Annotated in this window: 20 protein-coding genes; 6 read left to right on the top strand and 14 right to left on the bottom strand. The window is 70.4% G+C overall.

Features of this window, described 5'->3' with window-relative positions; translation table 11 throughout:
- Positions 1–8: 8 nt before the first annotated feature.
- A complete protein-coding gene (locus ACIP89_RS24605; protein ID WP_401924233.1) occupies positions 9–200 on the bottom strand; it encodes a hypothetical protein in 192 nt (63 codons plus the stop codon).
- 851 nt (positions 201–1,051) lie between these two features.
- Between ACIP89_RS24605 and ACIP89_RS24610 the strand changes: the two genes are divergently transcribed.
- The 3 genes from ACIP89_RS24610 to ACIP89_RS24620 are packed head-to-tail and all read left to right on the top strand — an operon-like array spanning position 1,052 to position 4,380.
- Positions 1,052–2,590, top strand: coding sequence for a CDP-glycerol glycerophosphotransferase family protein (locus tag ACIP89_RS24610; protein ID WP_401924230.1), 1,539 nt, complete (start codon positions 1,052–1,054; stop codon positions 2,588–2,590).
- Positions 2,591–2,593: 3 nt separating this feature from the next.
- Positions 2,594–3,310, top strand: a complete 717-nt coding sequence (locus ACIP89_RS24615) for a 2-C-methyl-D-erythritol 4-phosphate cytidylyltransferase (protein WP_401924228.1) — start codon at positions 2,594–2,596, stop codon at positions 3,308–3,310.
- Positions 3,307–4,380, top strand: coding sequence for an NAD-dependent epimerase/dehydratase family protein (locus tag ACIP89_RS24620; protein ID WP_401926209.1), 1,074 nt, complete (start codon positions 3,307–3,309; stop codon positions 4,378–4,380). The genes ACIP89_RS24615 and ACIP89_RS24620 overlap by 4 nt, the downstream gene beginning before the upstream one ends.
- Before the next feature lie 100 nt (positions 4,381–4,480).
- Here ACIP89_RS24620 and ACIP89_RS24625 read toward each other — a convergent pair whose 3' ends face one another.
- The 3 genes from ACIP89_RS24625 to ACIP89_RS24635 form a co-directional block, all read right to left on the bottom strand.
- Positions 4,481–5,290: an acyltransferase gene (locus ACIP89_RS24625; RefSeq protein WP_401924224.1), complete on the bottom strand. Its 810-nt coding sequence runs from the start codon at positions 5,288–5,290 to the stop codon at positions 4,481–4,483.
- Positions 5,291–5,460: 170 nt separating this feature from the next.
- Positions 5,461–6,603 carry a glycoside hydrolase family 3 N-terminal domain-containing protein gene (locus ACIP89_RS24630; protein WP_401924222.1) on the bottom strand — a complete coding sequence of 381 codons (1,143 nt, stop codon included), beginning with the start codon at positions 6,601–6,603 and terminating at the stop codon, positions 5,461–5,463.
- A gap of 101 nt (positions 6,604–6,704) precedes the next feature.
- Positions 6,705–7,589 carry a GH25 family lysozyme gene (locus ACIP89_RS24635; protein WP_401924220.1) on the bottom strand — a complete coding sequence of 295 codons (885 nt, stop codon included), beginning with the start codon at positions 7,587–7,589 and terminating at the stop codon, positions 6,705–6,707.
- Between the two features lie 303 nt (positions 7,590–7,892).
- Between ACIP89_RS24635 and ACIP89_RS24640 the strand changes: the two genes are divergently transcribed.
- Positions 7,893–8,342 (top strand): spore-associated protein, encoded by a 450-nt coding sequence (locus tag ACIP89_RS24640; protein WP_401924218.1) that lies wholly within the window; start codon positions 7,893–7,895, stop codon positions 8,340–8,342.
- Positions 8,343–8,364: 22 nt separating this feature from the next.
- On the opposite strand, the gene ACIP89_RS24645 is transcribed toward ACIP89_RS24640, so the two are convergent.
- The 7 genes from ACIP89_RS24645 to ACIP89_RS24675 all read right to left on the bottom strand — a co-directional run bounded on the left by ACIP89_RS24645 (position 8,365) and on the right by ACIP89_RS24675 (position 15,478).
- The gene (locus ACIP89_RS24645; protein WP_402116726.1) at positions 8,365–8,748 is read right to left on the bottom strand and encodes a hypothetical protein; all 384 of its coding nucleotides are present in this window, start codon (positions 8,746–8,748) and stop codon (positions 8,365–8,367) included.
- On the bottom strand, positions 8,706–9,674 hold the full coding sequence (locus ACIP89_RS24650) for an NAD-dependent protein deacetylase (protein ID WP_402116728.1): 969 nt from the start codon (positions 9,672–9,674) through the stop codon (positions 8,706–8,708). The genes ACIP89_RS24645 and ACIP89_RS24650 overlap by 43 nt, the downstream gene beginning before the upstream one ends.
- Before the next feature lie 90 nt (positions 9,675–9,764).
- Positions 9,765–10,808 carry a hypothetical protein gene (locus ACIP89_RS24655; RefSeq protein ID WP_402116730.1) on the bottom strand — a complete coding sequence of 348 codons (1,044 nt, stop codon included), beginning with the start codon at positions 10,806–10,808 and terminating at the stop codon, positions 9,765–9,767.
- Complete coding sequence (locus ACIP89_RS24660; RefSeq protein WP_401926203.1) at positions 10,805–12,271, bottom strand: phenylacetate--CoA ligase family protein; 1,467 nt, start codon at positions 12,269–12,271, stop codon at positions 10,805–10,807. The genes ACIP89_RS24655 and ACIP89_RS24660 overlap by 4 nt, the downstream gene beginning before the upstream one ends.
- A 284-nt stretch (positions 12,272–12,555) precedes the next feature.
- Entirely contained in the window at positions 12,556–13,209 is a 654-nt protein-coding gene (locus ACIP89_RS24665) for a class I SAM-dependent DNA methyltransferase (RefSeq protein ID WP_401925550.1), read from the bottom strand.
- Between the two features lie 122 nt (positions 13,210–13,331).
- Entirely contained in the window at positions 13,332–14,594 is a 1,263-nt protein-coding gene (locus ACIP89_RS24670) for a phosphatase PAP2 family protein (protein WP_401924207.1), read from the bottom strand.
- 374 nt (positions 14,595–14,968) lie between these two features.
- On the bottom strand, positions 14,969–15,478 hold the full coding sequence (locus ACIP89_RS24675; protein WP_402116732.1) for a DUF4232 domain-containing protein: 510 nt from the start codon (positions 15,476–15,478) through the stop codon (positions 14,969–14,971).
- Between the two features lie 566 nt (positions 15,479–16,044).
- Between ACIP89_RS24675 and ACIP89_RS24680 the strand changes: the two genes are divergently transcribed.
- Entirely contained in the window at positions 16,045–17,349 is a 1,305-nt protein-coding gene (locus ACIP89_RS24680) for an MFS transporter (protein WP_402116734.1), read from the top strand.
- A 186-nt stretch (positions 17,350–17,535) separates the two neighbouring features.
- On the top strand, positions 17,536–20,442 hold the full coding sequence (locus ACIP89_RS24685) for a phosphatase PAP2 family protein (RefSeq protein WP_402116837.1): 2,907 nt from the start codon (positions 17,536–17,538) through the stop codon (positions 20,440–20,442).
- An 86-nt stretch (positions 20,443–20,528) separates the two neighbouring features.
- Here ACIP89_RS24685 and ACIP89_RS24690 read toward each other — a convergent pair whose 3' ends face one another.
- The 3 genes from ACIP89_RS24690 to ACIP89_RS24700 all read right to left on the bottom strand — a co-directional run bounded on the left by ACIP89_RS24690 (position 20,529) and on the right by ACIP89_RS24700 (position 23,767).
- Complete coding sequence (locus ACIP89_RS24690) at positions 20,529–21,227, bottom strand: class I SAM-dependent methyltransferase (protein WP_402116736.1); 699 nt, start codon at positions 21,225–21,227, stop codon at positions 20,529–20,531.
- Between the two features lie 97 nt (positions 21,228–21,324).
- A complete protein-coding gene (locus ACIP89_RS24695) occupies positions 21,325–22,938 on the bottom strand; it encodes an MDR family MFS transporter (RefSeq protein ID WP_401925542.1) in 1,614 nt (537 codons plus the stop codon).
- A gap of 121 nt (positions 22,939–23,059) precedes the next feature.
- Entirely contained in the window at positions 23,060–23,767 is a 708-nt protein-coding gene (locus ACIP89_RS24700) for a TetR/AcrR family transcriptional regulator (RefSeq protein WP_402116737.1), read from the bottom strand.
- Positions 23,768–23,907 lie beyond the last annotated feature (140 nt).

A 23,907-nucleotide genomic window follows, 5' to 3' on the forward strand; every position in this document is an offset into this window, starting at 1 on the left:
GGCGCCGCTCAGCGCGGTGTCGGCACCTCGATGTCGTAGCCGAGCGCGTACCTGATGTCCCGGGCCCCGCGCAGGTCGCAGCCCGTCGCGTCCACGATCACCTTGAGCGCCCGCATCCTGTCGCCGCCCCGCATGAACATGCGCGCGTCCACCTGGGCCTCGGCCGGAACCGCCAGAGCACGGGCTCGCCGTGGATCCACGCCCCTCGGGATCCTCGGCAGCCCGCCCTCTGCTGTCTTCCTGCCCCCGAACACCTTCGGTCCCCACCCCTCGCCCGTCCGGACAGTTCGTGGAGGACATCCTATGCTGACGGGCACTCAGGCAGCCCGGCCGCCCGCCACCGGTCACGGGAGGCCGCTGCCGGGAGCGGCGCGGGCCAGGCGTCCGGTCAGGAGCACGTCGGCGGCCGCCGACGCCCGTCGTCTGGACGGCCGGGCTGCTCGTCCCGATGAACCCGGCGAACACGCTGATCATGATACTGGCCGCCGCGGCCACCATCCGTCGTCGAGCGCGCTTCCCACCGTTCCCTCCGGTGCCCCGCCGGTCATCGTCCCGCGACGGCGTCCTCTCCTGGTGCAACCGGACCAGCCGCTCATGCGTCCTAGTACGTGCGCACCACAGGCCCACCCGGTTCGACGGGGCTTCGCATGGAGTGGCAGACAGGCTTACCGGCGCTCCTGGCTCCGGCTGGATCACGTTCCGCGGGAGGGCCCAAGGGCGCGCTCGACCGCAAGCGCCCGGCGACGGCCCCCGTCCCGGCTTGGGGCTCGTGTGACTCGGTAAGCTATGCTCCGGCAATCGTCTCACCTGGCGCTGGCAGGCTCTGTGGCCGTCGCACATGCCTCGTAGAAGGCGTAACGGTTCACAAATTGGAAGGACGACGATGGCGCGTTGCTCAATAGCGACGATTTCCTGGGAGCGTGTGCACCTCAGTCTCGTTGTGGAGGTAGCCGACTTTACTGGAGATGCTAGTGCTCTCAGCTTCCTGATTGTTGACAATGGGCGCGAATTCCCGGTTAACTCTCGGCAAATCGGCGCCGAACAGCACCGCTTGGATATCAACGTCACCAACTTCGAGAACCGGCGCCAAGTGCCCAACGGCACGTGGCGGATCGTTCCGGTGCTCGGTGACGAACACCTGCCGGGGGCGACGTTCGACCTCAAGGCGACGGACCGGCTCGATGTGAGTTCCCGCGTCTTCCTCTACGACCGCAATCGCTCGGTCTACGTGATTTCGTTCGGTCTTTCCGACGATGACGAGAACCCCGAGTTCCTCATGCGGACGTACCAGTTGTTCCGCGGTGGTGGCGGCGGCAAGAAGAGCAAGACGAAGAAGCCCATGGGCAAGCGAATAGCACTGAAGGTGCTGCCGCGGGCCCGGCGACGCAAGCTCGCCAACCGTTTCTACTGGGCAGCTCGCCGGGTGAATCCGCCGCGCGGAAACAAGATTCTCTTCGCCTCCGAGATGCGCACCGGCCTGGGTGGCAACCTGGCGCGCGTCCACGACCGGATGATCGAACGGGACCTGGACAAGAAGTACAAGTTCAATCACTCGTTCCGAATACCGTCGACCGCGAACAAGTGGAGCACGCTCCGCCTCATCTACCTGCTCGCGACGTCGGACACCGTCCTGATGGACGACTACTTCGGGCTTCTCGGCAACCTGACCATTTCGCCGGAAACCAAGATAATTCAGCTCTGGCACGCGGGAAGCGGTTTCAAGGCGGTCGGTTACAGCCGGTTCGGAAAGTACGGCTCGCCGAAGCTTTCCAACGCCCACCGCAAGTACACCTACGTCATCACCGGGTCCAAGCACCTGGTGCCGGTGTACGCCGAGGCGTTCGGCGTCGAGGAGTCGGCGGTCGTGCCGACCGGCCTTCCCCGCATCGACACGTTCCTCAACGAGGAGCACTCCCAGAAGGTCACGGACGACTTCTTCGCCTCCTACCCGCAGTTCCGGGGCAAGAAGATCGTGCTGTTCGCGCCGACCTTCCGCGGGAAGAGCATCAGCGACGCGCACTACGACTACGACCGCATCGACTTCGAGAAGCTCCATGAGGTCTGCGGCGACAAGTACGTCGTGCTCTTCCGGATGCACCACTTCATCTCGGAGGCCCCGCCGATCCCCGAGGAGTACACGGACCGGCTGATCGACTTCGCGTCCTTCCCCGACACGAACGACCTCCTGCACGTGACCGACGTGCTGATCACCGACTACTCGTCGGTCATCTACGAGTACACCCTGCTCGACAAGCCGATCCTGTTCTACGCGTACGACAAGGACACGTACTCGGTGATCCGCGGGTTCCACCGCGACTACGACAGCGTCGCCCCCGGCACCATCTGCGTGACCTTCGACGACCTGCTCAAGGCCCTGCAGGACGAGGACTTCGACCTCTCCAAGGTCGAGGAGTTCCGGCGGGAGAACTTCGACTACGTCGACACCAACTCGGCGGACCGCGTGATCGACTGGCTTGTGGTCGGCGATCACGGAGGCCGCGAAACGGGCGGCCACCCCCAGTGGCTGGAAACTGTCCCGGACAACACCGCAGTGGGCGACCAGCCGCTCAGCGACCAGTCGGAGGAATGACCTGTGAACGTTGCCCTGCTTTTCGCCGGCGGCATTGGGTCGAGGATGAACAGCCGTGCTCTCCCGAAGCAGTTCCTGGAGATCCACGGCAAGCCGATCATCATCCACACCCTTGAGCACTTCGAGGCGCACCCGGAGATAGACGCCATAGCCATCGCGATACTCCCCGAGTACCGCGAACTGATGGAGAAGCTCCTCAAGCGGTACGAGATCCAGAAGGTCAAGTGGGTCATCGACGGCGGCCGGACCGGTCAGGAGTCGCGGCACAACGCGCTCAGGACCGTCGCCGCGGAGTGCCCCGCGGACACCGTCGTGCTCGTGCACGACGGCGTGCGGCCGCTGATCGACGCCAAGTTGATCACCGCCAACATCGAGACGGTCCGTGAGCACGGCTCGGCCATCACCTGCACCAAGTTCAACGAGACCGTGGTGTCGAGTGAGTACGACCACATCGACGACGTGATCCCGCGCGACCACATCTACGCCGCGCAGGCCCCGCAGAGCTTCCGGCTCGGGGAGATCCTCTCGCTGTACGACCGGGCGGTCGAGGAGGGCGAGCACGACACCATCGACTCCTGCTCCCTCATGCACCGCTACGGGCGCAAGATTTACCGGGTCGTCGGCCCCCGCTCGAACATCAAGATCACGACGTCCGAGGACTTCTACCTGTGCCGGACGTTCTTCGAGATCCTCGAAAACCAGCAGATCGTAGGTACGTGATTCCATTGACCACCGTTTCCAGTCCGGTCGTGGCGCACGACCTCGACGAGATCCTTGACCGCGACCTGCCGTGGGGTGAGCTGTCCGGCCGCACCGTGCTGGTCACCGGCGCGAGCGGCATGCTGCCGTCGTACGTCGTCTACACGCTGCTCGCACTGAACGACCGGCACGGCGCGGGCATCACCGTGCACGGCCTGGTGCGCAACGAGGAGAAGGCCAGGCGGCTGCTCGCGGACGTACTGGACCGCCCGGACTTCAACCTGGTCGTCCAGGACGTGTCGGTTCCGCTCGAACTGCCCGGCCCGGTCGACTACGTGATCCACGGTGCGAGCGCGGCGCGGCCCGCCCTGCACGGCAGCCAGCCGGTCATGACGATCAAGGCGAATCTGCTCGGCACCTTCAACCTGCTCGACCTCTGTGTGGAGAAGGCCAGCCGCGGATTCGTCCTGATGTCCTCCGCGGAGGTCTACGGGGCCCAGGCCCCGGAGACCGAGCTGATCGACGAGCAGAGCTACGGCGGCTTCGACATCCTCAACCCGAGGGCCTGCTACGCCGAGGGCAAGCGCGCCGCGGAGACGATCTGCGCGACCTACCAGGCGCAGTACGGCATCGACAGCCGCGCCGTCCGGTTCGGTCACGTCTACGGTCCGGGGATGGCGCTCGACGACGGGCGCGTGCAGGCCGACTTCGCGGCGAACGTGGTGGCCGGCAAGGACATCGTGCTCAACAGCGACGGCTCCGGCGTACGGACCTACACCTACGTGGCCGACGCCATCGCGGGTCTGTTCTACGCCCTGCTCCGTGGCGACCAGGTGGCCTACAACGTCGCGGACCCGGCCGGGCTGGTCTCGATCCGGCGGCTGGCCGAGCTGTTCACCGAGGTGCGCCCGGAGCGCGGGCAGCAGCTCCGGTTCACCAACGAGTCCGACGCGCGCGCCTACAGCCTGACCAAGAAGCAGGGCCTGGACAGCGCGCGGCTCGCCGCACTCGGCTGGAGCGCGGTGGTCGATCTGCCGACCGGGCTGAACCGCATGGTGACGCACCTGGAGTCGAGCGCCCCGGCCCAGTAGCGAAACCGGGCATCGCCCGTACGCGAAACGCCTCGGGCCCGGACGGAAGTCCGGGCCCGAGGCGTTTCGCGTGGTGTCCCCGACGCCTCGGGCCGGCGCCTCAGGCGGAGCGGAACTTCCTGGCCAGCCGTCGCACCGGAGCCGGAAGGATCCGGGCGAGCCCCCGCCGCTGCGCCTTGGGCTGCTGCCGGATCACCGGCTTCGCCGGGACGTCGTCCTCGACGGTGGGGTTCCAGTACTGCGCGGACTTCTCGCCCTTGCGCGGATACAGCTCGTTCGGGCGGCGCGAGACGACCTCGGGACGCTCCCAGGCGATGTCCCGCCGCACCACCCGCGCCGGTGCTCCCACCGCGATGCAGTTGTTGGGTATGGACGAGGTGACGATGGACCGGAAGCCGATCACCGAGCCGTTGCCGATGGTGACACCGCCCATCACGACCGCGTGCTTCGCGATCCAGACGTGCTCGCCCACCACGATCGACTGCGACGGGTTCATCCGCTTCTCGGTGTGCACGTCGAAGATCGGGTGGGTGTCGTCGCCGCGCACCTCGATGTTCTTGGCGAACATCACGTCGGCACCGATCGTCACGGAGACGCCCTCGACGGCCGAGAGGAAGGTGCGGCCGGCACAGCCCACGTTCTCGCCGACCCGGATCCGGGACTCGTGTCCGCAGCGCAGCTCGAAGCGGAGACCGGCGCGCTTCTTCGTGGTCTGCTCGATGTCGATCTGGCCGTTGTCTCCGGTGAAGGTGACGAGCAGGTCCCTGACGTCAGCCTTGGGGCTGATGACAAGCCTGTTGTTCGATCCCTTGAACCGGATATCGATCTTGGCGTCACGGATCTCACCGTCATAGACGATCTCGTTTCCCTGATCGTCCTTGTAGCGCTCAAGCTTGTGTACTTGCAGCATCGTGATCTGAGGGGTGTCCTTGCCCGGGTCGGGGTCGGACCCGCCCCTCGTACCTCCGTTCCGGCCTGCGATTCGGCTTAAGCTATCAGGTGACCGTATTACTGGTCGCTGGCCGGACCTTGGCGTGATCGAACCGATAGCGGCCGCGCCTTCCGCCGCCGGGCCGGAGCTCAGGCCAGGCCGCCGCGCAGCGCGTTGACGCGCTTCACGCCCGCGTCGAAGGCTGCCCCGTCGAGGGTGCCCGCCGTCAGCGCCTCGCTCAGTGCGGTCACCGCGGCGTCCCCCTGAGCGGCGTCCCGGGCCGAGCACAGGATCAGGTCCATGCCGGCCGCGGCTGCCAGTACGCTGCGCTCCGCCGTGGAGCCGTAGGCCTTGAGGGCCCCGGCCTCCAGCGCGTCGGTGACGGTCACGCCCCGGAAGCCGAGCCGGGTCCGCAGTTCGCCGATCACGGTGGGGGACAGGCCCGCTGGCCGGTCCGCGTCCAGCGCCGGATAGACGGCCCAGGACAGCATGACGAGCTTGGTCCCGGCGGAGACCGCCGCCCGGTAGGGCGCCTCGTCGACGCCCCGGAGCGTCGCCGCCGACGTGGTGAGGGTGACGGGGCCCAGATCGGTGTTCTGGTTCGCGGAGGCGGGGCCCAGCCCCGGGAAGTGCTTGGCGGTGGCCGCTACCCCGGCGGCCTGCTGCGCGGTGATGAAGGCCGATCCGCAGGACGCCACCGCCTCCGGGTCCTCGCTGTAGGACCGCTCGTACCGGTCGGTGAAGTCGCCCGGCGTGCGGTACACGTCGAGCACGGGAGCCAGGTTGACGTTCATGCCGACACCCGCGAGGTTCATGCCCGCCCCGCTCCCGGTGAACTCCGCCTGCCCCTCCGGATCCGTCGAGGCACCGACGTCCTTCGCGGACCACACCGGCTCACCCGGCAGGCGGCGCACCAGGCCGCCCTCCTGGTCGGTCATCAGGAGCAGCGGGGCGCTCACCGGGGCGTCGGCGTGCGCCGCGTTCAGGTCCTGGATGACGCCCTCGATCTGGCTCAGGCTCTTGATGTTCTCCGTGAAGAAGATCACCCCGGCCGTGCGCCCCTCGCTGATCGCGTCCATCAGCCGGGCCGGAGGGGTGAGCCCGGGGTAGGAGTGGATGACGCACTGCCCGGCGCGCTGTGCCGGGGTCAGGGCGGCGAAGGGGGAGCGTGCTCCCTGCGGCACGCGTACCGCCGCTTCCGTACGGCCCGCCAGCCCCAGCCCGCCGGCCAGGGCCGCCGTTCCGGCGAGCAGAGCGCCGCGCCTGCTGAGGGGCCGTGGTGTCGAGCTCATGAATCTCTCCTTCGCGGAATGTCGTTGCGCCCGGTGCCGGTCGTGCCGTGGCCCCGGGGGCGGTCACCGTTCCCGCGGTCACCGCGCCCCGGGGCCCGCTGTCACGGGGTGTTGTTGGCCAGGGCCAGCAGGCGGGAGCGGTCACCGCTGAAACGGTCGCGGTCCACGTTGCCGGAGATGCCGCTCACCGAGCCGGTCGACGTGTACTGCCAGACGGTCCAGAAGGGGAAGCCCGTCGGGATGCTCGGGCTGCCCGCGGACGTCCAGTGGGCCACCCACAGCGGACTCCTGGCGGACATGCCGCTCCAGCCGCCGGTGCACGAGTTCCACCAGCTCGGGCTGGTGTAGATGACGACGTCGCGGCCGGTGCGGGCCTTGTACGTGTTGTAGAAGTCGAGGATCCAGGACTGCATCGCGGCGGGAGTCTTGCCGTAGCAGGTGCCCTCGATGTCCAGTACACCGGGAAGTGTCAGGTTGTCGCGGGACCAGGCGCCACCGTTGTCGGCGAAGAAGTTCGCCTGCGCCGCGCCACCGGAGACGTCGGGCCGCCCGTAGTGGTACGCGCCCCGGATCACCCCGGCGTTGTACGCGCCCAGGTAGTTCGTGCTGAACGTCGGGTCCTTGTAGGTGGTGCCCTCGGTCGCCTTCATCCAGGCGAACTCGATGCCCGCGCCCCGGACCGAGGTCCAGTTGATGCTGCCCTGGTAGCTGGAGACGTCCATTCCGACGGGGTTCGCCAGGAGGTTCGCGTCGGGTGCCGCTTCGAGGCCCAGCTGCCGGGTGTCCGGCTTGAAGTCCTTGCTGTCCTGGACGTAGCCCACGCCCATGTAGCCCTTGCCCAGTGGCACGGTGCTGTCGGAGGGCAGCGGCGCCGAGGCGGCGGTGCCCGACATCAGGCTGAGCGTCAGCGCGGCGCTCACGCCGAGGACACCGGCCACGGAGAGTCTCCGCTGCGCGGATGTGAGGGAGAGACGGCGGGGGAGCATGGATTCCTCCTGCTTGGTGGGGGGAGAGAGGCAGAGGATCTACGCGCGTCCACGTGACGCGAACACGACATAGTGAGCCACAGGGCGGTGCGGCTGGTAAATAGTTTTCCGGTTCATTAGTGGTATAGACCTATTCGCGCTGCGGTGAGCTGCGGAAACGGCCCGGCCCCGGCGGAACTTTCTCCAAGTGGTGCCGGTCGCCAGTGCTTTGGCATCTCGGGGTGCATCCGGCACAACCATCCTTGTCGTTCGAGGGTCACATCAAGTGGGAGTAATCCGCTCTCGGAACCACAAGGGGGATATATGCGAATCGTACGTAATGTCGCGACTGTCGGGGCGTTGGCCACGCTGACTCTGGGCACCACCGTCGTGCTCGGCACGGCCGCCTCGGCCGCGCCGAACGTCACACCGCAGGGGGTCTGCGGCAGTGCCTACAAGACCGTGAACTCGGCGCCCATCGGCTCGCAGGGCACCGTCTACCTGACGTACAACTCCGCGAACGGCAAGAACTGCGTCGCGACCATCCGCGCCAACCCGGGCACGGCGAAAAGCATGTCCACGTCCATCTACGTCTCCGACACCGACGAGTGGGCCGGTGACGAGGGCAACTACACCTCGTACGCCGGGCCCGCCTACGTCTACGGCAAGGGCCACTGCGTGAGCTGGAGCGGCAGCATCGGCAACGTGTACGTGTCGGTGGACAACTCCAACTGCGCGAAGCTCAAGGAGCACCGGGTCACCGAGATCCGCTGATCCGGCGCACCGCCGGGCTGTGTCAGTGAGATGAAGCGCCCTCGGCACGGGCGACCTTGCGGGCCCACATGACCAGGGGAATCTGCAGGGGCAACCGGCCGAGGGCCGCGGCCTTCGGCAGGGCGGGGGAGTGCCACGCGTCGAGGGCCATCTGGACGTTGGCGGGGAAGACGGCGACGAAGAACCCGGCGGTCGCCCGGGCCGCCACGGACCGCGTCCGCGGGTGGACGAGCCCGGCGGCGAGCGCGAACTCGACCACCCCGCTCCCGTACGTCCACGCACGCGGCGCACCGGGCAGGATCCTCGGAACGGTCCCGTCGAACACCTTCGGCACCGCGAGATGGATGGCTCCGGCTCCGGCCATCAGTCCGGCGAGGAGGAAGGGGGAGCGGCTCGTCCGGGACATGGGTCTCCTTCGGTGGCGGGTTCGCGAGGGGCCGCCGCGGCGTCGTCGACGGGGACGCCGAGCCGGCCGGCCACGGCGGTGAGGGCCGTTCCCAGCGGGAGCGCGACGCGGGTGACGGCAAGCCGGTCGCCCCGGGTCGGGTCCCGGTTGACGATCAGCACGGGCAGTCCGGCCCGGGCGGCCTGGCGGACGAACCGGAGCCCGGACATCACCGTCAGCGAAGAGCCCAGGACCAGCAGCGAGGACGCCGCTCCGACCAGTTCGCGGCAGTGCTCGACCCGGCGGGGCGGCACGGTCTCGCCGAAGAACACCACATCCGGTTTGAGGATGCCGCCGCAGACCGTGCAGGGCACCACGCGGAAGTCCCCGACCTGCTCGTCGGTGAGGTCGGCGTCGCCGTCCGGGTTGATCGCGGCGGCCACCGGCCGGAAGCCCGGGTTGGCCTCCTCCAGCCGCCGCGCGAGATCGCGGCGTGAGCCGAGCGTGCTGCAGGAAAGGCAGACGACCCGGTCCAGGCTGCCGTGGAGTTCCACCACGTCCTCGCTGCCGGCGGCCTGGTGCAGACCGTCGACGTTCTGGGTGATCACCCCCGAGAGCAGGCCCTGCCGCCCGAACGCGGCCACCGCCCGGTGCCCGGCGTTGGGCCGGGCGCGGCCGAAGGTGCGCCAGCCGAGATGGCTGCGGGCCCAGTACCGGCGCCGGGCCTGGGCGCTCGCCGTGAAGTCCTGGTAGGTCATCGGGGTGTGCCGGCTCAGGCTTCCGCCCTCGCCCCGGTAGTCGGGGATGCCCGACTCCGTGGAGATCCCGGCCCCGCTGAGCACCAGCACACCGCCGGCGCCCAGCGCATCGGTGACCGGCTCCAGGTCGGTGGTGGCGGGCGGCAGGTCCTCTGTGGGGGCCCAGCTCAGAGTGGGGCGCATGCGCATGCCTCAAGAGTACGTAACCGGCCGCGGCCGCCCGCCCGCGCCGCCCACAGCCCACAGCCCACAGCCCCTGGCGGCCCGGAGCGGACCGGGTCACCTCTGCCGCACCACGGGCACCGACGCACAGCCGCGGAGCCGTGCGTCCCCGCGTGCCCGGCCCGGCGACGCCCCGGCCCCCACCACCCGGCCGTCGAGGACCGCGAGCCAGCCGCCTTCGGGCACGGCGGACCCCAGCCCCTCCGGATCGGCGGGTTCGAGGGCCTTGAGCAATTCCGGGTCGGGTCCTGTGGGCGCGGCGGCGGCCGCCGCCACCGGGGTTCCCGAGCGCCACTCGGCGACGGTCCGCTCCGCTCCCCGGGCCCGTACCCACAGCACATGCTGGAGCACGATCAGCGGGCCGAGCGCCGTGAGCAGGGGAAACGCCCCGGTCAGCGTCCCGAGGGCGAACAGCACACTGACCGTCGCCGACACCGCCAGGCCGATTCCGGCCGCCAGGAGGCCTGCGGCCCGTCCGAAGGCCTTCAGCGCCACGAGTGGGAAGAGCACCAGGAGCAACAGGTCGCCCAGCCCGAGCGCCACGGGCGGATCGCCCCGGGTGACGGCCAGCAACGGGGCGAACGGCAGCCCCATCACCTGGACGGCGAACCGGTCCATGACCGAGGTGAGCCCCGTCGCCACCAGGTCGTAGCAGGCGAGGGCGCCCGCGAACCACGCGGCGTGGGCGGAGCGCATGCCGCTCTGCGCCCACATGTTGGCCACCCCCACGACGGCGATCGCGAGCAGCACATCGGTGAGCACCAGCACGGCGAGGGTCCTGTCCGCGAACGCGCATCCGGCGGTGGCCGCGACCGGGCCCAGCGCGGCCACCCAGGCCCGGCCCCCGCCGAAGAGGGGCGCGAGGGTGAACTGGAGCGCCGCGCAGAGCACCAGACCGAACACGACGGCCACCGCGGCACGGGGCAGTTCCAGATAGACCAGGGGAGCGGCCACGACCACGGCGGACACCACCGCGACGTCCGGCAGTTCGTACCGGCCGACCGGCGGGCGGGGCATCCGGACCCGGCCGAAGTAGGCGGCGCCGGCCGCGGTGATGGCGGCGACGCAGACGTTGAGGCCCACCAGGGCGACGGTGCTCATGCCGGACTCACGGCCCGCAGCACCGCGGGGCGCACCGACTCGAAGGTGCGCTCACGCAGATCGGCGCGGACCGGACCGGTCCGTGGCATCGCGGCCGGGTCGTCGTGGAGCACCACGGCGTCCAGCGCGAGGCCCGCCGCCGTGGCCCGGTCCTCCAGCCGGCCGAGCAGACCGGCTGCGGGCAGCCGGCGGACCAGGACGTGGAGTCGCGGGCCCGGGGCCTCGTCGACCAGGGCGTAGCGCGCGGGCAGCGGGATGTCCGGCTCCGCCTCCAGCAGGTTCAGCACCGACCAGGTGGTGATCTCGCGGCTCAGCGGACCCGTCCAGCGGCCGAGCACCGGCGAGGTCGCGGGCAGATGGGCCAGTTCGCACTCCGGCGCGCTCCCGGGGAGGCGGACCAGGTCGCCCGTCGCGTACCGCAGGAGCAGGGTGCAGTCCCGGTAGGGCACGTACGGGGTCTGCACGATGATGCCGACGTCGCCCGGTGGCGTCGGCGCGTGGGTCACGGGGTCGAGTATCTCCAGATGCCCGAACTCGGTGGTGTGGTGCAGATGTCCCTCGGTGCACGGTGTCCCGCCCGAGGGCACGGTCTCGGTCATCATGTACGAGGTGGAGATCTTCGCGCCCAGCGCCGCCGACGCGCGCTCCCTCAGCGGCTCGGAGAGCACCTCGCCGCCTACCCCGATGGACTCCAGGCCGAAGTCGGACGGCAGCCGGCCGCCCCGTTCCGCCTCCTCGACGAGGGCGGAGAGGTACGACGCGGAGACGGTCAGGTGGGTGATCTGCGGGGCCTTGCCGCGCAGCCCGAGCGGGGCGGCCAGCCGGTCCAGCGCCACCGCCGGGTCCACGGTGCCGATCTGGACGAAGGAGGCGCCGATCCGGGTCACCGACTCCTCCACGTTGAGCAGGGGCAGGGTGGCCCGGGAGCACCCCGCGTACGCGAGGGTGTGGCGAGGGCGCAGGCCCAGGCCGAGGACGGCCGAGACCGTGCTCATGGCCACCGCGATCTCCACCTCGGCCCGGGAGTACCAGACCGTGGTGGGGGTGCCGCTGGTGCCCGTGGTGAGCGCCATCAGCGCGGGAGCGGAGACGGCGGACACGAAGGCGGCCGGCAGGCCGCGCAGGGCCGCCTTCGGTGTCACCGGCACCTGGTCCCAGGTCTCCGGCGTGAGGGTGCCCGGGTCGAGCGCCAGGCTGTCGAACGTCCGGCGGTAGTACGCCGTGTGCCGGGCCGCGGCCCGCGCCGTGGCCCGCAGGCTGCGCTCGGTCACGGTCCGCCGCACGGCGGGGTCGACGGCCCCTGCCTGGCCGGGCAGCAGGGCCGAGTCCGCGCCCGGCTCCCCGAACTCCGCGAGGGTCGCGACCAGGTCCCGGGCGATGCGCTCCAGGTCGTGCGGGCGGATGCGGCGGTTGCGCAGAATCGCCGCGCCGTACCGGAGCTGGCTGAGCGCGGTCGCGAACAAGTGAGCCTCCTGACGCCTGGACCGGGACTGGAATCCCGGTCCAGGCCGGGGCTGATCCGTCAGACCATGCTGGCGAACATCGCCGCCGTGAGCGTGCTGAACGCGTACTTGATGTAGTGCTTGACCATGGTGGATCTCCCTTCTCCGGGCCGCCCCTCGGGGCGGCTGGGCTCCATGTGGCGCACTCCCGGCCGAGGACGGCCGGTCGTTGAACGAGACATTAGAGGAGGGGAGTTGATCCATCAACGGATCCTTCCGACTTGCCCGGAGCTGCGGGAGTTCCGCTACGGGGTGCCGGGCCGCCGGCGCGCGAGGAGGAGGCCCCCGAGCCTGCTCTCGGCCGAGGTGAGCGTGCGCTGTGCCTCGACATCGAATCCGGCGTCGTCGAGCCGGGCGGCCAGCTGGTCCGGTCGGCGTCGATGGACGTACACCTTCATCGGGTGGCCGCCGTACCCCTGCGTCTTCAGCTTCCGCTCGTCTCCGACGTGGAAGCTGAGCAGCAGTGGGCCACCGGGCCTCAGTACGCGGTGGAAGTGCGCCAGGACCGGACCGATCTCCTCGTCGGGGACGTGGATGAGCGAGTACCAGGCGATCAGCCCGGCCACCGAGCGATCGGTGAGACCGAGCTCCGTCATGGACCCGGGTTCGAACCGCAGGCCCGGGTGGTCACGCCGGGCCACCTCGATCATTCCGGGGGACAGGTCGATCCCGAACGCGTCCACGCCCAGTCCGTGCAGGTGAGCTGTGATCCTTCCCGGCCCGCACCCCACGTCCGCGACCGGGCCTGCGCCGTTCTCGCGCACCCGGGCGGCGAACAGCGCCAGTACGGCGCGTTCTTCAGGCGTGTCGTCCAGCAGGTTCCGCACCTGGTCCGCGTAGCTGTCGGCCACGGTGTCGTAGGACGCCCGTGTGTCCGCCAGCCAGTCGTCAGTGTTCAGTTCGGTCTCCACGGGCGCAGGCTATCCGGGAGCGTCGGGCGGCAGGGGCATGCGCCTCGTTGCGGGCGGTCCGGTGGATTCCGTCCCGGCCGGGACGGAATCCACCGGACCGCCCGCCGGTCTCAGACCGGTTCCGGCACTGGCTCGGGCTGCCGCGCCGGGGCGGTCTTCGGTTCCCACTGTTCGGTGGTCCGCACGTAGCCGTGGATCACCGAGGCCATCGCCAGGAGGAGAAGCGGGCCGAACACCCAGGGATGGTGGGCCATCGGCATCGACAGATAGCGGTACGACAGCAGGAGCACGGTGAAGACGGCGACACCGTAGGCGACCAGCTTGACCCCCGACCGGTCCCAGCCGCGGTCGAACGTGCGCAGACCCGCCTCGATCGTGAGCGTGAACACCACGCCCGCGATGATGTCCGCGCCGTAGTGGTATCCGAAGCCCAGCGTCGCGCAGAGTGTGGCGAGCAGCCAGAACGTGCCCGCGTACCGGAGCGCCCGGGGGCCCTTGCGGGAGTGGATGAAGATGCAGGTGGCCCAAGCCGTGTGCAGGCTGGGCATGCAGTTGCGCGGGGTGATCTCGTCGAACGGCATGTGGCTCGGCGCGGTGATCTGCGGCATCGTGTTCGGCCACAGGTTGGACACCGCCCAGTGTCCGCCGTCGGCACCGTAGGCGAAGACCGGCCCGACCACCGGGAAGAGCACGTATATGCCGGGTCCGAGGAGGCCTATGACCAGGAAGGTGCGCACCAGATGGTGGCCGGGGAAGCGGCGGTCGGCCGCCACATTGCGCAGCTGGTAGAGCGCGACGACGACCGCGGCGACCGCGAGCTGGGTGTAGACGGAGTCGAGGAAGCGGTCTCCGACCGGGCCGGTGGCCTGGACCATCCGGCCCACCAGCCATGAGGGGTTGCCCAGTGCGTGATCGGCGGTCGCGACGTACTGGTCGAGCACGGCCGGGCGCGTCTTCGAAGTGATGAGCAGCCAGGTGTCACCGGTCTTGCGGCCCGTCACCAGCAGCAGACCGAGGCCGACGCCCTTCAGCAGCAGGATGCGTTCCTGGCCCGTGCGGCGTGTCACGGCGATGACTCCGCAACCCACGATCACCCACAACGCCCCGTTGCCGAAGGGGTGGCCATGGGTCACCCTGGCGTCGGCCGCCCAACGCACCAGCAGGATGACGAGGTCGATTCCTATCGCGGTACCCATCGCGATGAACCGTTCCCGCCAGGTGAGCACCACCATCATCAACGCCATGCTGGCGTAGAGCAGGAAGCCCGACTGGGGGGCGACTATGACCTCTTGGGCCTGGGTGGTTATCGGCCCCGGCAGGCCGTAATGACGTGCGGCGATCTCCAGCGCGACCAGGAATCCGAGGGTCGCCACGGCCGCCGTGCCCCACAGTATCGCTCTTGGCCGACGCCACGGGGTAGTCGTGGTTCTGCTCGTTATTCGCGAAAACACCCGCGATACTATAGGTATCAATTGTTTGGCCGATTTGTTAGATGTTGGTTGAGTAAGTCACTCTTCACACCGAAAAGCCCGACTGTCCGGTGAATGGCGAGCGATGGGGACGCTCGTCGCGAGTTCGAACATGCTAGCGGAGCCGTGCGGGTGCGTTCGCTGGTCACGGGTGGTGCGCGAGTCGACTCGGTCCAGCCCCTTGCCGGTTCTCCGTCGGCGGGGGAGAGGACGGCGCGAAGAGCTGTGCCCTCACCGCGGGCGGCGAGGGCACAGGCACCGAGGTCACGGGAAGGGCCTCAGGCGCCGCTCCGCACCGGACCGACGAGAGTGCCGGCCGCCACCCTGAGCTTGCCGTCGGCCACGGACGTGCCGGGGATCTCCCCGTCCGGAGCCCGGAGCGTGAAGGACGCCTCGTCCGCGGGGGCGCCGGGGTCGTTGCTGGGAACCTGGATGTCGAAGTGCACCGGGTGCCCCGGACCGAAGGTCACCGCGGTCCGCTGGCTGCCGTAGCGGCCGGCGGTGATCCCGCTCTCCGCGCCGTGGTCGGAGAACCGCACATCGGTGGGCGAACCCGCGAGCCGGCACGGGTCGTAGCCGCGCGGCGCGGTGAGGGTCACGCGGTAGTGGCGGTGCCCCGCGCTGCTGGACGCGCCGACGATCTTCGCGAGGTGGTTGGCCGGACGGCATGCGGAGGGTGCGGTGCCGGCGGCCGCCACGGACGTGGCCTGCGCCGATGTTCCGCTCGTGGCGCCCAACAGTGCGGCGGCGGCGATGGTGACGGCGATCTTCCGGATGGTACGCATCATGAACCTTCCCTGCTGTGCTCGGCGGCCCCGCGGGTGATCCTCCGTCAGGACCGCGGTCGCGGAGGGCTCCTGCCTCCGGTCTCACCCTCACGGGGGTGCTCCCAGGGCTACCACGGCGCCGCCGCCGGTATGTGTATCCCGCACGGGTCGCTGTCGTCCGACCACGCACGCGGCGCAACAGCGGCCCCGAGCGGTCTTCTCCGCGCCCGGCATCGCGGCTAGTGTCGTGCCGTGCGGGATCGGCTGAGCGATCTCCACTTCCCGATCTCATTACTCATATTTCTGCCGGCGCTGGAGCCGACGCCGACGCGGACCGTGAATCCGTCCCGTCCGCGTCACCATGGACGACTCCTGGCGGCTGGGGACGGTTCCCTCGAAGGGTGCCGCTGCCCCGGACCGTCCCACCGCGCAGCGGAAGGTTCGCCGTGACATCGCGGCATTGGTTCCGTCGTCGCACCACACGCTTCCCTCGCCCCGCCTGTCTGCCTCGCGTCACTCGTTTCCCTCGCGCGGCATGGTTCCGCCGCGCCACACGATTCCCTCGCACCACATGGTTCCCCCGTCCCGTGCGGGCGCTTCACGACCGGGGGGCGGCCGGGCCGGGAACCGCCTCCTACCGCTCGGCCCTGCGGACCCCCGGAGCGGCGGCCTTCTTCCTGGCCGCGGCCCCCGCCCGGGTCGGGGTGGCCATGGCCGGGCTCGGCATCGTCTGGCTGGTCCACACCGAGACCGGGTCCTTCGCGGTGGCCGGCCTGGTCACCGGATCCTTCGCCGTGGCGGAGAGCCTGGTGGGTCCGCAGGCGGCCCGTCTCATGGACCGGTTCGGACAGCCGCGCGTCCTCGTCCCCCTCCTGTGCGCCCATGCCGGAGCGATCACCGCCCTGGTCGTGCTGGCCCTGACGGGCGCCCCGGCGCTGCCGCTGACGGCCGCCGGTCTGGCCGCCGGGGCGACCGTCCCGCAGATCGGTGCGCTCTCGGCCGCCCGCTGGTCGGCCCTGCTGCACGGCAGAGCCGAACTCGCCCCGGCCTTCGCACTCGAAACGATGAGCAACGATGCCGCCTTCCTCCTCGGGCCCGCCCTCGCGGTGCTGGCGGCGACCCGGCTGCACCCCGCCGCGGGTACGGCGCTGGCGGGTGCGCTCGTCGTCGGGGCCGGACTCGCCTTCGCGGCGACGCGCCGTACGGCCCCGGCCCCCGCCGCGAGGGCGGTCCGGGGCGTCGGGGCCGACCGGGGACCGGGCCGGCTGTGGACCCGGAACTTCGGCACGCTGCTGGCGGTCAATACGGCCCTCGGCGTCTTCTTCGGCTCGATGCAGGTCTCGGTGAGTGCCTTCGCCGCCGTCCACCACGCCGCTTCGGCGGCCGGGTTCCTGTACGGGCTGATGAGCGCGGCGAGCCTGCCGGCCGGTCTGGTCTACGGGCGCTGCCACCGGCGCACCCCGCCCGGCCGCCGGCTGCCCCTGCTCCTGGCCTTCCTGGCCTGCGCCTCGCTGCTGCCGATGCTGGCCGATTCCCCCTGGCAGCTCGGCCTCGCCCTCCTGCTGCCCGGCGCCGGCGTCGCTCCGTGCGTCATCGTCTCCGCGACGCTCGTCGAGTCGGTGATGGACAGGCCGGTCCTCACCCAGGCCCTTACCTGGACGAACTCCGCGTGCGCGGCCGGGATCGCGGTCTCCGCGGCGGCGGTCGGCCGGCTCGTCGACGGTGCGGGCGCACGAACCGGCTTCGCCGTCCCGCTGCTCGCGCTGACCGCAACAGCGGCCCTGACCTGGTCCAGCCGTACCGCGCTCACCGCGGCCACGGCATCTGCCACCGCCACGGCGGCTTCCGGCCGACTGCCGGGACAGGCCGGTTCGGCCGGTACCGCGCCCTGACCGTCTGCGGCGGGCGCCCGGTCCGTCCGCCGTTCCACCCCGGCGGTGCGAACACGACACGCGGTCTCCTGAGCGTTGACATGCCTCCTGCCAGACCCTCAGGCTCGGCAGGTGACAACGTTGTCCGCAGAGAAGAGGCGAGTCGTGCGGGTGTTCAGCAGACGTGGGCGGGACGCGGGCGCTGGCGTGGTCGTAGCCGTGCTCGTGGCGGCGTCACTCGTGGCGGGGACGGGCCCGGCCGCCGCGGCCACCTCCGCCACTTCGGCCCGACCGGCCGAAGTGGCCCCGGAGGCGGGCGGTTACTGGGCCACCTCCTACGAGCCCGGGACACCCCGGCCCGCAGGCTTCCCAGCCCGAGGCCAGGCGCGTAACCTGCGCGGCGAGACCACCGAGGTCACCACCACCGTGCGCGACGTACGGTCCGGCCACCCCAACGACACGAGCGCGCGGGAAGGCGTCAACAGCCTCTCCGATCAGGACTCCGGCACCAAGTGGTACGCCCGCGACAGCGGACGGCCCACCGAGGCGGAGCCCGTGTACGCGATCTACACCCTGCGCGCCCCGGCGGCTGTCACCGGCTACTCGCTCACCTCCGCGAACGACGCGCCGCCCCGCGACCCGGCCGCGTGGACCGTGCTCGGCAGCGACAGCGACTCCGCCGCGACGGACGCGGACGACTCCTCGTGGCACGTCCTGGACCAGCGGAAGGAACAGCGCTTCGGCGCCCGTGGCCAGACCGACTTCTATCCGGTCACCGCCCCGCACGCGTACCGCCACTACCAGCTCCGCGTCACAGACAACTGCGCCGACCGGTGCCAGGGTTCGACCGACGACCGCTCGAAGCTCCAGCTCGCCGACTGGACCCTGCGCAGTTCCGCGGGATCCACGGCCGCCGGTCTCGGGGTCGCGGTCGAGAACGCCGACTCCGTCGGAGCGGCGGACGGCTCGGCCGCGCTGCGGTACGCGGGCCGGGTCCTCGCCCCCGGACCGGCCTCCTCCACCGTCGTCCTGCGCTCCGGCCTCGACGTCCCCCTGGTGCGCGGGTCGCGGCTCAGCTACGCCGTCCGCCCGGACGACGCCGCCTCCGCCCACGTCGCGCTCGACGTCCGCTACACCGATCCGGACGGTCGCCGCCCCCGCACCCGCGAGGTGCGGACGGCGAACGGGAAGCTGACCCCGGGGGAGTGGAACACCGTCTCGGCCGGCCTCGGCGCGCTCGCCGGGAAGCACGTCAGCGACATCCTGCTCCGCTACGACGACGCGCACGCCAAGCCGGGCCCCGGGCCCAGGGGCTGGATCGACGACGTCAGCATCGGCAAGGCCGTCGTCGACGCCTCGGCCGGCTGGAGCTACCTCGACACCCCGGACGTCGACCCTGCGCGCGGCAACGAGGACCGCACGGCGTGGACCCGGACCGGCTTCGACGCGGGGGACGTTCCCTGGCAGACGGCCGCCGGTCCCTTCGGCGCGAAGAACGACGGCACCGACCTCGGGGCCGGCTTCCCAGTCCGTACGAAGCTCAGGCTCCGCAAGGACGCGGGTGACAGTACCGAGGCGTACTTCTTCCGTACCTCCTTCTCGATGGACCGGGCCTCCCTGGACGCGATCAGCGGACTCGTCGGCACGGTCGTCTACGACGACACCGTCACCGTCTACCTCAACGGCAGGCGCATCGCCGGCCACGGCGACGGAGAGATCACGAAGAACCTCCAGTACGAGACCCCGGACGGGACCCCGGGCGAGGGCGACCCGGCCACCGCGCGCTTCGGCGTACCGGCCTCCGCCCTGCGCCCGGGGACCAACACGCTGGCCGTCGAGATCCATCAGTGCAACAGCACCAGCTCGGACGTCTACTTCGGGCCCGGCCCGCTCACGCAGACCACCGGTTCCCTGCCCTTCACCGAAGAGCAGCTGGGAACCTCGTACGCCTCCGACACCCAGCCCGCCGCACCCGGCGGCGGTGACTACTTCACCTGGCTGCTGCGCTCGTTCGACGCCGCCCGGAACGAGCCGTCGGTCATGGGGGCCAACGAGGTCCTGCCCAAGGGAACGACGTACGAGGAACTGACCGCGATCGACGACCGGACGGTCATCGACATCAACAACGCCCCCTCGGGCCCCGCAGACCCCCAGGTCCACAAGGCACTCGTGGACGGTGCGAACAGTCCCTACCGGACCATGGCGGACGGGCTGGGCACGACCCTCGGCCGGCTGTACGAGCAGTCGCTGAAGAACGGCGAACTCCCCAAGACCGAGGCGCTGCTGTCCGGCCGGGTCGAACACACCCCGGACTCGCCGGCCGACTGGTACCAGACAGCCAAGAACAACTACCGGTACAAGCGCCCCTTCGTCCGGATGGGGTTCACGGACGACCAGGGACTCATCAAGCCGTGGGACAGCCCCGGCGGCTACGCCGGTCTCGCGGACGACGGCTCCTTCCCGAGCGGGCACACCAGCCACGGCTACGCCCAGGGCATCGTCCTCGCCACCCTGCTGCCCGAACTGGCACCGCAGATCCTGGCGCGCGCCTCCGAGTACGGCGACAACCGCATCCTGCTGTCCTTCCACTACCCGACCGACATCATGGGAGGACGGATCGTCGGCGAGAAGACCGCCCAGCTGCGCTGGTCCGACCCGGAGTTCCGCACACTCCTGGAGCAGGCGAAGACCGAGCTGCGAGCCGTCCTCGTACAGAAGTGCCGTGAGACCGGAGCGGGCGAGTCGCTCACACGGTGCGCCGGACGGGGGACGCCGTACCTCCCCACGGACGAGGCGCTCCAGGTGTACAAGCAGCGGATGACCTACGGGTTCCCGCACATCGGCGCCGAGGGACTGCCGCCCGCCGTTCCGGACGGGGCGGAGGACCTGCTGCGCACGTCGCACCCGAAGCTCACCGGCGTCCAGCGGCGCACGGTACTCGCCGCTACCCAGATCCCCTCGGGCTCGGCCCTGGACGAGCAGGGCGACGGGGGCAGCTGGCAGCGGATCGATCTCGCGGGTGCGATGACCGCGAAGGTCACCGCGCACCACGACGGGACGCTGACCGTCAACGGGGTGCGGGTGAACGCCGGGGGAACCCGGACCGGAGAGTAGCCCACCCCGTCCCGCGCGGCGGCGCGGGAGCGCGAGCGCGGGGGCTACGGCGCGGGGGACCCGTTCCCGGCGCCGCAGCCCCCGCGCTACACCTCGGTCCGCCGACGGGCGAGATGGACGACGATGTCGGCGGAGAGCTCGACCGTCCCGGGCAGAACGCGCAGGATCCGGCGGAAAACCTGCGCCCGCTGCGGCTGCGGCAGGACGATGTAGGCCGAAACGGTCGAGAGGTATCCGACGAAGTCGTCCGCACTCATCGTCAGGCGGCTTTCGAGCACGGACTGCTGAACCCCGTCGAACCACTCGGACCGTTGGAGTTCAGTGCCCGGCCACTGCATGTCGTGCCCCTGAGGTGTCCCGTCCGGGGACGGGACACCGTCGCTCTCCAGGAACGGCGCCCGTGCCGCGCGGACGGCCTCCTCGACTGCCGGGTCGGCCAGTCCCACCGGCCTGCCGAACGAGGCGAAAACGCCGCCCGGCTCCAGCAGCCCGGCCACGCGGGACCACCGGCCCGCCGGATCCGTCCAGTGCAACGCCGCTGCCGCGTAGACGAGTCCGAATCTCCCGTCCGGCCGCAGCTCCTCGAAGGCGGCCCGTGCCGTCCTGACGCCCGGCGGTACGTGCTTGCGCAGCTCGGCGAGCATGGCCGCGTCAGGATCGGTCGCCGTGACCGAGACCCCCCGCCGGGCCAGCACGCGGGTCGCCTTGCCGGTCCCGGCGCCGATCTCCAGGGCGGTGGAGACCGGCTGACCGGCGTACGCCATCACCACGTCGAACAGTTCCACGGGATACCCCGGCCGGAACCGTTCGTACGCTTCCGCAATCGTTCCGAAGCTCAGTGCGCGACCGGACATGCCGTGCATCCTGGCACAGGGTGCCCCGTCAGTGCCTGGTCGTTTCGGGCTCCCCCGCCTCTCCCTGCCGGGGAGCGGGAGGCTCGGGGAGCAGCGGGCGCGCTTCCTGGTCCTCGGGACCGGGGGCCGCCTCCGCGGCCAGCCGCTCCATGCCGCTGGTGGTCTTGAGGGGCTTCTCCCTGATGAAGAGCACCGCCAGCAGGCCGAGGAAGGCGAAGGGCGTGGCGATGAGGAAGAGGTCGCCGGTGGCGACTCCGTAGGCGTGCTCGACGATGTTCTTCATCGGCTCGGGCAGCGTGGTCATGTCCGGTACGGCACTGCCGTGGCCACCGGCCGGCGCCGGGAGGCCGTTCTCCGCGAGGCCCTTGGTCATCTCGCTCGCGACCCGGTTGGCGAGCACCGCGCCGAGCACGCTGGTCCCGACGGTGCCGCCGAGGCTGCGGAAGAAGGACAGTACGGACGTGGCCGCGCCCAGTTCGTGCGCGGGTACGTCGTTCTGGGCGGCGAGCACCAGGTTCTGCATCAGCATGCCGACGCCGATGCCCATGAACGCCATGTAGAGGCTGAGGAGTCCGAAGTGCGTGTCGGCGTCGATGGTCGACAGCATGCCGAGCCCGGCCGTCATGATGACGGCGCCCGCGACGAGGTACCGCTTCCACTTGCCGGTCGCGGCGATGATCTGCCCGGCGACGGTCGAGGACACCAGCAGACCGCCGATCAGCGGAAGGCTCATGAAGCCCGCGACGGTCGGTGACTTGCCCAGGGAGATCTGGAAGTACTGCGACAGGAACACCGTTCCGGCGAACATCGCGATGCCGACGAAGAAGCTGCCCAGGGTGGTCAGGGTGACGGTGCGGTTGCGGAAGATCTCCAGCGGGATGATCGGCTCGGCCGCCCGCGACTCCACGAAGACCGCGGCGGTCAGCAGCACCACGCCGGTGATCACCAGGGCGGCGGTCTGCCAGGACGCCCAGTCGAAGTTGTTGCCGGCGAGCGAGGTCCAGATCAGCAGCGCGCAGACGCCGGCGACGATCAGGAAGGCGCCCAGCCAGTCGATCCTGACCTGGCGGCGTACGGTCGGCAGCTTCAGAGTGCGCTGGAGCAGCAGGATTCCGGCCAGTGCGAACGGCACACCGACGAAGAAGCACCAACGCCAGCCGAGCCACGAGGTGTCCACGAGGACACCGCCGATCAGCGGACCGGCGACCGTGCCGACGGCGAAGACGGCGCCGAAGATGCCCGCGTACTTGCCCAGCCTGCGCGGCGGGATGATGGCCGCCATCACGATCTGGGCGAGCGCGGTGAGGCCACCGGCGCCGATGCCCTGGATGACACGGCTGACGATCAGTGTGTTGACGTCCTGCGAGAATCCGGCCACCAGCGAACCGACCACGAACAGGCCGAGCGAGAGCTGGAGCAGCAGCTTCTGGTTGAACAGGTCCGCGAGCTTGCCCCAGAGCGGCACGGTCGCCGTCATCGCGAGGAGTTCGGACGTCACCACCCAGGTGTACGCGGACTGGCTGGCGCCGAGGTCCGCGATGATGCGCGGCAGCGCGTTGGCGACGACGGTACCGGCGAGGATGGCGACGAACATGCCTGCCATCAGGCCGGACATCGCTTGGAGTATCTGCCGGTTGGACATGGAGGAAGGCGCCTCTTCGGGCGCCTCGATTGCGGTCACGGTGTCCTTCTTCGGTGCTGGGGCAGAACAGAGGTCGATGGTGAGGAGAGGGGGGCGGCCGTACCGGTGGGAGGCGCGGCGGCTACCCGGACGGCCGCGGCAGGCCTTGGGCGAGCTGGACGAACACCTCCTGGAAGGTGTCCGCGAGTTCCACCTTTCCGGGGTGGTCGCACCAGTGCTCGATGGCGACCCGCACAGCGGTCTGGGCGATCGCGGCGAGCAGTTGGGGGAAGAGGCTGTCGGCCGCCGTACGGGGCCCGGCCGGAGCACCCGCCGAATCCGGGGCCGCGTCGGCGGCCCCGGTCCCGGTGTCGAGCCAGTCGGCGATGGCGGCGGCCAGGGCCCGTTGGTCCGCCACCTGGGCCTGCAGGCCGCGCTGGATGAGGTGGGGGGAACGCTGGAAGACCTTGGCCTGGAGGGCCCAGAACTCCTTGCGCTGCTCGAACCCGCCGAGCTCGTCGGTGAGCGCGTCGCGTATCACGTCGAGCGGCGGACGATCGGCCGGGGCGAGGCGCACGGCCTCCCTGATCCGCTCGCCCACCGCCTCGTCGATCAGCACGAACGCGTCGTCGTGGCTGGGGAAGTAGTTGAAGAACGTCCGGGGCGATACCCCGGCGGCCTCACTGATCGCCTCGACCGTGACGTTCTCCACGCCGTGCTCGGCGGCCAGGCGTACGGCTGCTTCCGCGAGGGCGTTGCGCGTCGCCCGCTTCTTGCGCTCCCGGAGCCCCGGCGAGGACGGCTTCTTGCGCTCGGGAGACCCGGAGACGGAGGGCTTCTTGGTCGGCACATCTTGCATAGTAGGCAAAAATGCAGAACCTGCAAAATTATTTTGTTGCCCGTTGCCCGTTGCCCGTTGCCCGTTGCCCGTTGCCCCCTGCCGCCCCGTTGTGACCGCATGGCCTGCCGCCTGCCGCCTGCCGCCTGCCG

The organism is Streptomyces sp. NPDC088730, assembly GCF_044751215.1.
In the GTDB taxonomy this organism is placed as follows: domain Bacteria; phylum Actinomycetota; class Actinomycetes; order Streptomycetales; family Streptomycetaceae; genus Streptomyces.